General features: G+C 35.7%; 14 protein-coding genes. 10 read left to right on the top strand and 4 right to left on the bottom strand.

Features of this window, described 5'->3' with window-relative positions; all coding sequences use genetic code 11:
* Nucleotide 1 precedes the first annotated feature (1 nt).
* Nucleotides 2-415 (bottom strand): ribosomal maturation YjgA family protein, encoded by a 414-nt coding sequence (locus AC52CF_RS21710; protein WP_250902064.1) that lies wholly within the window; start codon nucleotides 413-415, stop codon nucleotides 2-4.
* A gap of 266 nt (nucleotides 416-681) precedes the next feature.
* Between AC52CF_RS21710 and AC52CF_RS21705 the strand changes: the two genes are divergently transcribed.
* Complete coding sequence (locus AC52CF_RS21705) at nucleotides 682-1113, top strand: energy transducer TonB (protein WP_214587712.1); 432 nt, start codon at nucleotides 682-684, stop codon at nucleotides 1111-1113.
* 8 nt (nucleotides 1114-1121) lie between these two features.
* The gene (locus AC52CF_RS21700; RefSeq protein ID WP_214587713.1) at nucleotides 1122-1586 is read left to right on the top strand and encodes an energy transducer TonB family protein; all 465 of its coding nucleotides are present in this window, start codon (nucleotides 1122-1124) and stop codon (nucleotides 1584-1586) included.
* A 17-nt stretch (nucleotides 1587-1603) separates the two neighbouring features.
* On the opposite strand, the gene mutS is transcribed toward AC52CF_RS21700, so the two are convergent.
* A complete protein-coding gene (mutS, locus tag AC52CF_RS21695) occupies nucleotides 1604-4195 on the bottom strand; it encodes a DNA mismatch repair protein MutS (protein WP_214587714.1) in 2592 nt (863 codons plus the stop codon).
* A gap of 97 nt (nucleotides 4196-4292) precedes the next feature.
* Entirely contained in the window at nucleotides 4293-5159 is an 867-nt protein-coding gene (locus tag AC52CF_RS21690) for a cupin-like domain-containing protein (RefSeq protein WP_214587715.1), read from the bottom strand.
* A 309-nt stretch (nucleotides 5160-5468) separates the two neighbouring features.
* Between AC52CF_RS21690 and AC52CF_RS21685 the strand changes: the two genes are divergently transcribed.
* The 8 genes from AC52CF_RS21685 (at nucleotide 5469) to AC52CF_RS21650 (ending at nucleotide 12124) form a co-directional block, all read left to right on the top strand.
* Nucleotides 5469-6350 (top strand): bestrophin family protein, encoded by an 882-nt coding sequence (locus AC52CF_RS21685; protein ID WP_087711950.1) that lies wholly within the window; start codon nucleotides 5469-5471, stop codon nucleotides 6348-6350.
* Between the two features lie 62 nt (nucleotides 6351-6412).
* On the top strand, nucleotides 6413-6943 hold the full coding sequence (locus AC52CF_RS21680; RefSeq protein WP_496517670.1) for an RNA methyltransferase: 531 nt from the start codon (nucleotides 6413-6415) through the stop codon (nucleotides 6941-6943).
* 260 nt (nucleotides 6944-7203) lie between these two features.
* Entirely contained in the window at nucleotides 7204-7779 is a 576-nt protein-coding gene (locus AC52CF_RS21675; RefSeq protein WP_228408181.1) for a CBS domain-containing protein, read from the top strand.
* A 6-nt stretch (nucleotides 7780-7785) separates the two neighbouring features.
* Entirely contained in the window at nucleotides 7786-8652 is an 867-nt protein-coding gene (locus tag AC52CF_RS21670) for an NAD kinase (protein WP_087711954.1), read from the top strand.
* 71 nt (nucleotides 8653-8723) lie between these two features.
* The gene (gene fbaA / locus AC52CF_RS21665; protein ID WP_214587717.1) at nucleotides 8724-9794 is read left to right on the top strand and encodes a class II fructose-bisphosphate aldolase; all 1071 of its coding nucleotides are present in this window, start codon (nucleotides 8724-8726) and stop codon (nucleotides 9792-9794) included.
* 94 nt (nucleotides 9795-9888) lie between these two features.
* On the top strand, nucleotides 9889-10743 hold the full coding sequence (accD, locus tag AC52CF_RS21660; protein WP_116099254.1) for an acetyl-CoA carboxylase, carboxyltransferase subunit beta: 855 nt from the start codon (nucleotides 9889-9891) through the stop codon (nucleotides 10741-10743).
* 53 nt (nucleotides 10744-10796) lie between these two features.
* Entirely contained in the window at nucleotides 10797-11303 is a 507-nt protein-coding gene (locus AC52CF_RS21655) for a DUF6973 domain-containing protein (protein WP_214587718.1), read from the top strand.
* Nucleotides 11304-11374: 71 nt separating this feature from the next.
* Nucleotides 11375-12124 carry a ThiF family adenylyltransferase gene (locus AC52CF_RS21650; RefSeq protein ID WP_214587719.1) on the top strand — a complete coding sequence of 250 codons (750 nt, stop codon included), beginning with the start codon at nucleotides 11375-11377 and terminating at the stop codon, nucleotides 12122-12124.
* Here the strand turns inward: AC52CF_RS21650 and AC52CF_RS21645 are convergent, their stop codons facing one another.
* Nucleotides 12125-12883 (bottom strand): response regulator transcription factor, encoded by a 759-nt coding sequence (locus tag AC52CF_RS21645; RefSeq protein WP_214587720.1) that lies wholly within the window; start codon nucleotides 12881-12883, stop codon nucleotides 12125-12127.
* Between the last annotated feature and the right edge of the window lie 78 nt (nucleotides 12884-12961).

Genomic DNA, 12961 nt, shown 5'->3' with positions numbered 1-12961 from the left:
TTTAATGTGTTTTTTGAGGATTTGTCTGAAATTTTACAAAAACAAAAAGTAACAAACATCCAGCAACGTAGCACAGAATATCAATCCACGAAAACGAATTTCCGATCACGATATACATCAGGCTTCCTTTCCGGAAGCCTAATTTTTCAGCAATATTGAAATATTGGGCAAATTCCACCAGAAAAGAAAAAATCAGGATACCGAGAATCAATTTTTTATTATCTTCAATTCTGAAAAATGTTTTGATGAAAGTATAGATCAGCATCACAACAATCACATCTCCGAGATAGGCTCTCACAAAGAAAATATCTTTGAGTTTGGTGGCGATTAAAACTTCAGTCAGAAATATAAAAACGGTAGCCAGAAAATATGTGTAATTAAATGTAACCCGAAATGCCAATTCTTTTCCTTCCACTTGTAGTGCTTTTTATGTATTATGTAGGTTTTATAACCCTTACAAAATTAAAAATAAAGCAGATTGATCATGACACCAAGACTCATTTTCTGAGATTTTTTTCAGGATTTATCGTGATGGCTCTTCTTTCTTTATTGATTTTATTAATAAGATGGATCATTACACCGAATCAAACCAATGATTTTCACTGATTATTATTAAAAATCAATTTTCATTCGGCTTTATTTTTGATGCTTTAAAAATATTATTTCTCATAACACAATTATATGAAAAAGCTGATTATCTTTCTGGGCTTATTTGTAAGCGTCTTTCTATTTGCACAGACTCAATATAATTCGGTAACAGACATTCCGGATTATGCCGTTTTAAAAACAAAAATGAAACTGGAAGATGCCGTTACAAAAGCTGACTCTCCTGCCGAATTTCCCGGTGGAATGGAAACTTTTAAAAAACAGTTTTCAGAGAAAATGGATGTAATTGATGTAAAATCAAAAAAAATCAATACCCGAGTTTATTTCATTGTCGAAAAAACAGGCTATGTAAGATATGTAACCGCGATGGGAGACGATCCGAAACACTCCAAAGCCGCAGAAATTGCAGTAAGAAGACTTTTTGTAAAATGGAAACCGGCAACAATCAAAGGAGAACCGGTAAGATTTCTTTATACTTTTCCGCTTACTTTGAAGAAATTTGATTAAGTTTTAATATGAAAATTTTCATACAAAATTTCGGATTAAAACGATGGCTGATTTTGTTTCTGATGATTAATTTCGGTGCCCTGTTTTTCGCACAAAGCAGCCATATTCCTGCTCCATTCCAACCAAAAGAAATTGAAAAAATCCCAATTACGACAATATGTTATTATCCTCCGGATCATGAAGCATATTTTCCAAAGGGTAGAGAAGCATTTATTAAAAAAGTTGAAAATCTTATTACACTCGAATCCGTCAAAGTAAAAAAGCGGGAAAAAACGCTTACTGCAATGCTTAATTTTACTGTTGAAAAGGATGGAAGTCTTATAGAAATTCAAGCTTTAGGATCAAACAACAGCTTTAATGCTGCTCTGGAAGAAGCCGTAAAACATGTTCAGGGAAAATGGATTCCGGCACAACAGAATGGTTATCTCGTAAGAAATAAGATTCAGATTCCTGTAAGCATAAATCTCAAATAATTTACGAAGAACAGAAACTATCCTCCAATCATTTTCTTAATCGCATTCAGTTTCATCAACGCTTCAATCGGCGTTAATGTATTGATGTCGATTTTTGTTAATTCTTCTTTGATGCTTTCCAGAACGGGATCATCTAACTGAAAAAAAGACAGTTGAATATTTTCTTCCGTAACGCGCTTGATCTTTTCAGAAGAACCTCCGCTTTGGGAACGGCTTGCTTCCAGCGTTTTCAGAATTTCATTGGCTCTGTTCACGACTTTGGAAGGCATTCCCGCCAGTTTCGCCACATGAATACCGAAACTGTGTTCGCTTCCTCCCGGAACCAGCTTTCTTAAAAAGATGATATTTCCTTTATTCTCCTGAATGGAAACGTGGAAATTTTTCACGCGTTCGAAACTTATGGTCATTTCATTCAGCTCGTGATAATGCGTTGCAAACAGTGTTTTTGCCTGAGTCGGATGTTGGTGAAGATATTCCGCAATCGCCCAAGCAATGGAAACTCCGTCATAGGTAGAAGTTCCGCGCCCGATTTCGTCGAGTAAAATTAAACTTCTTTCGGAAATATTATTCAGAATATTCGCTGCCTCGTTCATTTCCACCATGAAAGTTGATTCACCCGCAGAAATATTATCCGTTGCGCCAACTCTTGTAAAAATTTTATCCAAAACCCCGATTTCCGCATGTTTTGCCGGAACAAAACTTCCGATCTGAGCCAATAAACAAACAATTGCAGTCTGACGAAGAATTGCCGATTTACCCGCCATGTTCGGTCCGGTTACCATGATGATCTGCTGAGAGTCTTTGTCTAGGAAAATATCATTCGGAATGTATTTTTCGCCTAAAGGAAGGGCATTTTCTATGATCGGATGCCTTGCTTCTTTTAAATCAATCGCAAAACTTTCATTTAAAACAGGTTTGGTATAACTCTCAGAAACAGCCAGTTCGGATAAACCAACGGCAACATCCAATTGTGCAATAATTTTAGAATTTTCCTGAATCTGATCGATGTGAACCATCGTTTCGGAACATACATTTCGGTACAGTTCGTTTTCTAAAACGCCGATCTTCTCTTCAGCTCCAAGAATCTGATTTTCATATTCTTTCAGTTCTTCTGTAATGTAGCGTTCTGCATTTACCAGCGTCTGTTTTCTCAGCCAGTCATTTGGAACTTTATCTTTATGGGTATTTCGAACCTCAATATAATAACCGAAAACGTTATTAAAATCGATTTTCAGACTCGAAATTCCTGTTCTTTCGATTTCTCTTTGGCACATTTCGTCCAGAAAACCGCGACCTTTGGATTGCAGTCCTCTTAAGCGATCCAGTTCTTCGGAAATTCCTTCTTTAATGACGTTTCCTTTCGATAAATTCACCGGAAGTTCATCATTCAGATGATTTTGAAGGCATTTTATCAATTCATCCTGATCATACAACGGATCCAGCCAAGCCAAAATGTCGGCATGAGGATGAAGCAACGCTTTGATTTTATGGATATTGATTAAGCTCTGGCGAAGATACCCCAGTTCTTTCGGTGAAATTTTTTCCGCTGCCAGTTTTCCCATCAGTCGATCCAGATCAGAAATTGATTTTAATAATTGGGAAATTTCATATTTAAGATGGTCGTTTTCATTTAAAAAATCAATTAAAGACAATCTTCTGTTGATTTCATCCACTGATTTTAACGGTAAGATTATTCTTCGTCTCAACAATCTTCCTCCCATCGGAGTAGAAGTTTTATCGATAATATCTAATAATGATTTTCCCTGCGGATTGCTTGGATACACAATTTCAAGGTTTCTCAGCGTAAAATTATCCATCATCAGAAAGTCTTCCTGCGGAATGATCTGAATTTTGGTGATGTGAGACAGTAAATTATGATGCGTATCTTCCACCAGATAAGCGAAAATCGCTCCTGCTGCGGTAATTGCCAATGGCTGATTTTCCACTCCAAAACCTTTTAACGAATTGGTTTTAAAGTGATTCGTCAGTTTTTCGTAGGCAAAATTATACTGATATGCCCAATCTTCAAGTTTAAAGGCATTTTTATTTTTAATCTGTTCCGGAATCTGCACACTTCTCTGGTAAATGATCTCACTCGGATCAAATGTATTCACAATATGAAGCAGTTTTTCCAGATTTCCTTCACTCACCAGAAATTCCCCTGTAGAAATATCCACTAAAGCAATCCCGAATTTTTCCTTTTCTTTATGAAGGGAAAGAAGAAAATTGTTCTTTTTTGAATTTAGAACCTGATCGTTGAACGTAACTCCCGGTGTTACCAGTTCCGTGACTCCCCTTTTTACGATTCCCTTCACCATTTTCGGATCTTCCAACTGGTCGCAGATCGCAACTCTCATTCCCGCTCTTACGAGTTTTGGCAGGTAAGAATCTACCGAATGGTGCGGAAAACCAGCCAGTTCGATATGACCTTCACCATTGGCTCTTTTCGTTAAAACAATTCCTAAGATCTGTGACGTTCTCACGGCATCCTGCCCGAAAGTTTCATAAAAATCCCCTACTCTGAATAGCAAAAGCGCATCAGGATATTTCGCCTTGATGGTATTGTACTGCGTCATTAACGGGGTTTCTTTCTTCGCTGCCTTTGCCATTACAATCGTTCTTAAATTTGGGTCGGTAAAAATATGAAATAAAATAGTAGAAGGAAAGTCTGAAACTTACAACTTAAAAAAGAAATTTCTTTTATCATTAAGAATGTTTAGCCAAAGCTTCCGAACTTTTCTTATATGCCCACTTCTGTTTGTAATTCACCCACTTTGCTTTGAAAAGCTTCCGCATTAATTTATCGGTATATCGCATGACAAAAACATGATACAACATATTCGCGAAAACATTCGGTTTATTGGGTAATGCACGAAGCGACATTGAAAATCCGGGTTCTAAATATCGGTTAAAATGCCAGAACGCGCCGGGAATAAAAAGCGCATCGCCATGTTCCATGAAAATTTCAAAACCTTTGGCATGTTTCAGGGCGGGAAATTTTTCGTAATCCGGATTTTCGTAATCTATATCATAAATGGTATGAACCGACAAGGGAACTTTGTATAAAAAAGCGGACTGCTTTTGGTCAAATAACAGAATTCTTTTCTTCCCTTCAAAATGAATGTGCAGAAAATCTCCCAAATCTACATCATAATGCATCAGAACATGCGCTTCACTCCCTCCGAAAAATAAGGTTGGAAGACGTTTGAAAAATTTCATTCCCAAATCTGGATACGTAAAGTTTTTCAGCAGTTCCGGAAGCCTGTCTGTAATGATATAAAAGAAAATCCTGAGATCGGAAGGTTTACTTTTTATCGTATCAATATAATTCTTCATTTTCATTCTGGTAACCGGAGCATCGCTGCTTTTATTCGCGTCGGCAGGCTTGTTATCGTACAAAGGAACTTCCTGTTCACCCGCTTTTTCACGGATAAAATCAAAATTCCATTTATCGAAGGCATCCCATCGGCTCGCAAAATTTTTAATCAGAAGCGGTTTATGCTTTTTGAAATAATTTTTCTGAAAATCGTCTTTACTGATGTCGTTAACAATATCTACACTTTCGAGAATCATTTGGTGTGTATTTTTTAATGTGAAATAAAAATAGTGTTTTTCTGAAATTTGGGGAAATTTAAAGACAATATATTGCTACAAGGATTTTTTTTAATTTAATTCTGCTTGAAATTAGCATGATGAAGATTTTATTTTTCAACGCGACATTCGCAAAGATTTTATTTCAATTTTTCATCCATATTTTTTTGATCGCGAAGGCACTTCGTTCAGCAAATGATAGCAAAACAACAATTGTGCGTCTTAAGATTTTAGTTATTGATAAAGTCAGGATAAAATGAAAAAATTATATTTGTAAGACTAAGAGAATCTATGAGAGTTTACAACACCAAACATTTCCTGAAAATCCTTTTCAGCCTTCATAAAAGCGACACTTTAAAAATATTATTTCCAAGCATGATCCTCGTCGGATTGTATTCTTGGGGTGTAGAATATCTTGAAATTGAACATTTCCGGCTTAATTCAAAGTCAGGGATCAGCAACGTGGGTTTAATTCATTCTCTATTAGGTTTTGTACTTTCTTTATTATTGGTTTTCAGAACAAACACGGCTTATGACCGATGGTGGGAAGGCAGAAAACTGTGGGGAAAACTGGTGAATGACACTCGTAATTTTGCCATAAAAGTGAATACTATTTTGGGCGACGACAGACAGAATGCTGAGCAAATTGCAAGATATTTAAAGTTTTTTCCTCACTTTTTAGCAAAACATTTATCTAAAGAATCTACCCGACTGGCTTTGGATGAAGATTATTCCGAAATCGAAAAAGAGCTGAAAAATCATGGACCAAGTGAAATTATCATTCTGATGAGTCACAAATTAAATCAGTTAAAGAAAGAAGGAAAAATCTCGGATATTGAAATGCTGTATCTCGACACCCAGCTTTCCGGTTTTCTGGATGTTTGCGGCGGTTGCGAGAGAATTAAAAATACGCCGATTCCGTATTCTTATTCATCGTTCATCAAAAAGTTTATCATTCTGTATGTTTTCGCACTGCCGATTGCTTATGTCATCAATATCGGAAATTACATTATTCCGCTTACGGTATTCATTTATTATGTTCTGATGAGTCTTGAGCTGATTGCCGAAGAAATTGAAGATCCTTTTAATAATGACGAAAACGATATTCCGATGGAAACCATTGCCCAGAATATTGAGAAAAACGTTCATCAGATCATGGGTACTAAAAAATAACAAAATCCGTTTTTATCTGAAAATCGTAAATATTTATACCTAATTTTGACAAAAAAATAAAATTGGTACAGAAATTAAAACTGGAAGAACTCAACAGAATTGATGTGGAAACCTTTAAATCGGTTGAGAAAATTCCTTTGGTAGTAGTTTTAGACAACATCAGAAGCATGCACAATGTGGGTGCAACGTTCAGGACGGCAGATGCATTTTTAATTCAGAAGATTATCCTTTGCGGAATCACGCCGCAGCCGCCACACCGTGAAATCCACAAAGCCGCTTTGGGAGCTACGGAAAGCGTAGACTGGAGTCATGAAAATGATATAAATGTAACCATTAATAATTTAAAATCTCAGGGATTTGAAGTGGTGGGAATCGAGCAGACGACCAACAGCCAGATGATCACAGATTTCACCATCGATAAAACAAAAAAATACGCGGTGATTTTAGGAAATGAAGTGGAAGGAATAAGCGATGAAGCGTTGCCGAATATTGATTCTTTCCTTGAAATTCCTCAGTTGGGAACCAAACATTCTTTAAATGTAAGCGTTTGCGGAGGAATTGTGATGTGGGAATTTGCAAAGGCTTTAAAATAAAAAAACTGCATATGTCTAAGAGACAGTGCAGTTTGAAATAAATCTAATAAAAAGTAAAAATGAAAGGCGACAAAGGTACTCTTTTTTTTTACACCAACAAATTTTAAAATTATTTTTTTTTATTTTCCTGAAAAAAAGTATCATTTTGAAGAAAAGTTTCGTTTAATTTTTTATAAATTAGCACAATGTTTATCAAGGATTATATCTCAAAAGACTTCCCGTGTTTCAGCCTTTCTGACTCGATAGAATCAGCGAGGGAAATGTTAGAAGCATTTGGATATTCTCATATTTTCATCAAAAAATCCCATCATTTTTACGGTGCGATTGCACAGGATTTCCTGTATGAAGAGGAAGGGACGCTGAAAAACCTCGAACATCAGATCGAGCGTTTTGCCATTCTGGAGGATAACAATATTATGGACAGCATCAGAATATTCTATACCTTTAATTCCAACGTGATTCCTGTTATTAATAAATCCGAGAAATATCTGGGATATATTAGCTGTGAGGATATTTTCCAGGATTTTTCAAAATATCCGCTGTTTTCCGAATCGGGAGCCATTCTTACGGTAGAAACTCCGGCAAGAAAATATTCGATGACGGAGATCGCCAATATTGTAGAAAGCAATAATTCTAAATTTTACGGCGCGTTTATCAGCTTCATGTCGGATGAAGTGATTCAGGTGACGATAAAGATCAGCAATGAAAATCTGAGTTCTATTGATGAAACATTCGACCGATATGATTACCGCATCGTACAGAAGTACTATTCTGATGAAAAATCAGACTTATTGCAGGACAGATTCGGGTTTTTCCAGAAATTCATAGAAATATAAAAACTAATGAAGGCAGCCATTTATTCTCAGAAAAAAGATCTTGATACTTTTTTATATTTAAGCAAATTTATTTCCGAGCTGGAAAGCAGAGGTGTAAAATCTGTTTTGTACGATGAGATGGCTGAAGCGCTTCAGTTTTCAAAGATTTTCGAAACATTTAATAATAAAAAAGACCTTCTGGAGAAAGAAGTTGATCTTTTCTTCACTTTTGGCGGAGACGGAACGATTGTGAATTCTCTCACCTTTATTGAAGATCTTGAAATCCCGATCGTTGGGGTAAATACCGGAAGATTAGGATTTCTTGCAAGTTTTACCAAAGAAGAAGCATTTAAAGAACTGGATTCTATTCTGAAAGGCGATGTTAAAACAAGCCGCCGTTCTGTAATTCAGGTTGTTTCGCCTGTTCTGGAGGATTTTTTCCCGTACGCTTTAAATGACGTTACGGTATCCAGAAAGGAAACCACTTCCATGATTACGGTAGATTCTTATATTAATAATGAATTTCTGAATGTTTTCTGGGGAGACGGTGTTATCGTTTCCACCCCTACCGGTTCTACAGCGTATTCGTTGAGTTGTGGAGGACCGATTATTTCTCCGAACAACGAGAACTTCGTTATCACTCCTATTGCACCGCATAATCTTAATGTAAGACCTTTGGTGGTGAATGACAGCGTGGAAATTAAATTCGGTGTCGAAAGCCGCGTTTCACAATATTCTCTCTCTCTGGATTCCCGGTTGATTCATATTGAAACGGATCAGGAAATCGTGATTAAAAAAGCGGATTTTCAGATATTACTCGTTCAGCCAAATAATTTAAGTTTCTATGAAACCATCCGCCAGAAGCTACTTTGGGGAAGAGATAAAAGAAATTAAGAATATTTTAAAAATTATTACCTTTACAGGAATTTAAAAACACCCTAATAATTTATATTAAAAAGCAAAACATGAGCAGAATTTTCCCGGCAGGAGTTGCCACAGGTCAATTAGTTACTGATATTTTTCAGCATGCTAAAGAAAACAAATTTGCATTACCAGCAGTAAACGTAATTGGTTCCAGCAACGTAAACGCGGTTTTGGAAACTGCAGCAAAACTAAACTCACCTGTTATCATTCAGTTCTCTAACGGAGGTGCTGCTTATAACGCAGGAAAAGGGTTAAGCAACGACGGCCAGAAAGCAGCTATTTTAGGAGCTGTAGCCGGAGCAAAACATATCCATACCCTTGCAGAAGCTTACGGAGCAACGGTAATCCTTCACACAGACCATGCTGCAAAAAAATTATTGCCTTGGATCGACGGATTAATGGATGCTAACGAAGAATTCTACAAGCAGACAGGAAAATCTCTGTATTCTTCTCACATGTTGGATCTTTCTGAAGAATCTTTAGAAGAAAATCTAGAAATCTCCGCTCAGTATTTCGAAAGAATGGCTAAACTTCAAATGACTTTAGAAGTAGAAATCGGAGTTACAGGAGGTGAAGAAGACGGTGTAGATAATTCGGATGTAGACAATTCTAAATTATATACACAGCCGGAAGATATCGCTTACACTTATGAAAAGTTAAAAGCTGTTTCCGACAACTTCACGATTGCAGCAGCTTTCGGAAATGTACACGGAGTGTATAAGCCAGGAAATGTGGTTCTTACACCAAAAATCCTTGATAATTCTCAGAAATATGTTCAGGAGAAATTCGGAACTGCTGAAAAGCCTATTAATTTCGTATTCCACGGAGGTTCCGGATCTACTCTGGAAGAAATCAGAGAAGCGATTGATTACGGGGTAATTAAAATGAATATTGATACTGACCTTCAGTTTGCTTACACAGAAGGAATCAGAGATTATATGGTAAACAATATCGATTATTTAAGAACTCAGATCGGAAACCCTGAAGGAGAAGAAAAACCGAACAAAAAATTCTATGACCCAAGAGTTTGGGTAAGAAAAGGTGAGGAAACTTTCACTAAGAGACTGGTTCAGGCATTTGAAGATTTAAATAACGTAAATACGCTAAAATAAAAATCATTAATGATAAATGATGATTGATAATTGATTTCTATTAAACAGTTTTTTCATCATTTATCGTTTATTTTTCATCAATTATATAAACAATATGGCATTCGAGTGGTTTAAAAGAAAAGCACAAAATATTACGACATCTACTGATGAGAAAAAAGACGTTCCCAAAGGTCTTTGGCATCAGACTCCATCAGGAAAAGTGGTGGAGCATGACGAATTGAAGAGAAATAACTATGTTTCTCCGGAAGACGGTTTCCATGTAAGAATAGGAAGTGCAGAATTTTTTGATATCCTTTTCGATGAAGGCAAATTCACGGAACTGGATGCCAATGTTGAAAGTATTGACATTCTGAACTTTAAAGATACTAAATCTTACACAGACCGTCTGAAAGAAGTAAAAGCTAAAACTAAACTTACCGATTCCATCAGAAACGCAGTAGGAACTGTAAAAGGTACTGAAATGGTGGTTTCCTGTATGGATTTTGCTTTCATCGGTGGATCTTTAGGTTCCGTAATGGGAGAAAAAATCAGAAGAGCGATCGATTACTGTATCGAGAAAAAACTTCCTTATATGATTATCTGCCAATCCGGTGGCGCGAGAATGCAGGAAGCAACGTATTCTTTGATGCAGTTGGCTAAGGTACAGGCTAAACTGGCTCAGCTTTCAGAAGCGGGACTTTTATACATCGCTTACCTTTGTGATCCTACTTTTGGCGGAATTACAGCTTCTTTCGCAATGACAGCAGATATTATTATGGCTGAACCGGGAGCTTTAATCGGTTTCGCAGGACCAAGAGTTATCCGTGAAACCATCGGAAGAGATTTGCCGGAAGGTTTCCAGACTTCAGAATTCCTTCAGGAAAAAGGTTTTGTAGATTTTATCGTTAAAAGAACAGAAATCCGAGATACTGTTGCTAAAACAGTGAATTTATTAGCTGTAAAAGCATAATAATTGTAACAAAATAACATAATCTCTCTCTAATTAGGGAGAGATTTTTATTTATGAGAACTTTCAAGATATTTTTCAGTACCATCCGAAGTATGAGTTTTAAAAAGATTATCCGTCTTTTAACGCTTGTTCTTCCTCATCCTGTTTTCTCATTGCTCAGTTTTCATGCCACCGTTCAGGCATATACGATTGCTCAGAAAAAATTCCCTAAAACTGCATCTACCAATGGTGTGGGAAATGCATTCAGACACGCTCTTTGGTGCTGTTTTATTGCGATGTACTGCTCCAAAGTCTCTTCGCCTCAGAAAGCGCTGAAATTCTGTAAAAGAATCACCGATATGCACGAAGAATTATTCCCGAACAAACCTCTGGAAACCAAAATGGATCTTCACAACAATAAATTCGGAATGGATTACTTTAAAGAGCTGCTTCCGGGAGTTCACCGCCAGTTTTTCGAGAAAAGTTTTTTCATTGAAGGCTTAGAAAAGAAAATGAAAGATGCTAAAGTTCTGAAAAATCTGGATGATGATTTTGAGGGGTTTCTGGTTTATCTGGATTGATATGATTATATTGTATTAGTTTTTAAAACGAAATAATTTCGTCTTTAAATATTAATTTAAACTAATACACCATGAACGAAAGATACTCAAGAAACCGACTTTATGTAAATAATAGCGAACAAAGTATTATTAAAAATTATCCTATTCTTCTCGCAGGATGCGGAATTGGGAGCAATATTGCAGAATGCGCTTTACGTTTTGGCTTTGAAAATATAACCCTTATTGACGGGGATATAGTCGAAAGATCTAATCTTAACCGACAGAATTTCACCGAAAAAAATTTACACCAAAATAAAGCACAAACTCTTGATAAACGGTTAAAAGAAATTAATCCGGAAGCGGACATCAAATATATAAGTGACTTTATTGATCATAATAACGTTAATAAAATCCTAAAAAATATAAAGGTTGCTTTTAATGCATTAGACTTTACTTCAGACATTCCTATTGTTTTTGATGAAATAGCACAAAAAAAAGGAATTCCCGTCATTCATCCTTATAATTTAGGTTGGGCAGGCTTAGTAACCGCAATACACCCAAATGGACAAAATTTTCAAATTTTGGGTCACAATAAACAATTGAATGAATTAAAAGTTGTAGATTTTGTTATGGAAGAATTAGCTCAAAAAGAAAAAGAAGTATCATGGCTTGCTAAAATAGTAAATGATTATAAAAATGAACAAGAAACTCTTCCTCCTCCTCAACTATCAATAGGTTCATGGCTCGTTGCCGGGATGTGTACTACCCTTTTGTATAAAATAGCAACTGAGAAAAAAAGCAGGTATTTTCCAGAATTTTACTTTAAAACTATTGCAGATTAGCTAAATAAGCTTGTTATTGGTTGCATAAGCCAAAGCTTCTGTAATATTTTGTACATTAATTTTATCAAATAGCTTTCTGCGATGAAATTTTATTGTATCTGCTGTAAGATACATTTTTTCTGCTATTTCATTAATGGTAAGACCCTGCGCATAAAGAAGCAAAATTTCTGTTTCTCTGTCTGAGAGTTTTATCTTCTTACTTTTTTCCCATTTATTTGACGATAGCTGGAATAACCAGATATCATCACTTCCATCTTTAAAAATCTGAATATTTCCTGACGTATTATTTTGCGAAAGAGAGACAATACACATTGCTTTCCATATCTTTCCTTCTTTATTAAGAAATAGAGGTGTAAGCTTATGATTAATCAGTATACTTTTTCCTGAATCTTTTACCAGATGGAAATCATAAGAAATTGTATAAAGTTTTCTTTCTTCAACAGGAATATTTTCATAAAAATTAAATCCTACTTCATTAATTTTCAGTAACAACTGGAGATCATCTTTTTTTACATGCTTAAAATAAAAGGCATAACCCAACTCTTTTACTTCGTCAGGAGTATGACCGCATAAGAAAAGAGGGTTATCCGAAACATAATCAAAACTTTTTTTCTGATAATCTATTATATAAAGACTTTTATAGGTAATTCGGGCAAATGCTTTTACAGGTTCCAGATAATCAAAAGTCTGTAGAAGTTCATTCTGCGAAAGATTATTCACAGTATTTCTATCAGAAAAGAACTGGTTGATTTCATCCATACAATATTTTTATATACAAAGCACACTACACTCGAGTGTAGTTTTATGTTTTTGATAACAAATCTACACAAAAGTGTA

Source organism: Chryseobacterium sp. 2P, from assembly GCF_059579425.1.
The sequence above is the reverse complement of the archived record's forward strand: the minus strand, read 5'-3'. Positions and strand labels throughout refer to the sequence as shown.

Bases quoted from the DNA above. Each gene is read 5' to 3' on its own strand.
- AC52CF_RS21700 (WP_214587713.1), top strand. From the start codon at position 1,122: ATGAAAATTTTCATACAAAATTTCGGATTAAAACGATGGCTGATTTTG.
- fbaA (WP_214587717.1), top strand. From the start codon at position 8,724: ATGAGCAGAATTTTCCCGGCAGGAGTTGCCACAGGTCAATTAGTTACT.
- AC52CF_RS21675 (WP_228408181.1), top strand. From the start codon at position 7,204: ATGTTAGAAGCATTTGGATATTCTCATATTTTCATCAAAAAATCCCAT.
- AC52CF_RS21645 (WP_214587720.1), bottom strand. From the start codon at position 12,883: ATGGATGAAATCAACCAGTTCTTTTCTGATAGAAATACTGTGAATAAT.
- accD (WP_116099254.1), top strand. From the start codon at position 9,889: ATGGCATTCGAGTGGTTTAAAAGAAAAGCACAAAATATTACGACATCT.
- AC52CF_RS21705 (WP_214587712.1), top strand. From the start codon at position 682: ATGAAAAAGCTGATTATCTTTCTGGGCTTATTTGTAAGCGTCTTTCTA.
- mutS (WP_214587714.1), bottom strand. From the start codon at position 4,195: ATGGCAAAGGCAGCGAAGAAAGAAACCCCGTTAATGACGCAGTACAAT.
- AC52CF_RS21670 (WP_087711954.1), top strand. From the start codon at position 7,786: ATGAAGGCAGCCATTTATTCTCAGAAAAAAGATCTTGATACTTTTTTA.
- AC52CF_RS21655 (WP_214587718.1), top strand. From the start codon at position 10,797: ATGAGAACTTTCAAGATATTTTTCAGTACCATCCGAAGTATGAGTTTT.
- AC52CF_RS21650 (WP_214587719.1), top strand. From the start codon at position 11,375: ATGAACGAAAGATACTCAAGAAACCGACTTTATGTAAATAATAGCGAA.
- AC52CF_RS21690 (WP_214587715.1), bottom strand. From the start codon at position 5,159: ATGATTCTCGAAAGTGTAGATATTGTTAACGACATCAGTAAAGACGAT.
- AC52CF_RS21685 (WP_087711950.1), top strand. From the start codon at position 5,469: ATGAGAGTTTACAACACCAAACATTTCCTGAAAATCCTTTTCAGCCTT.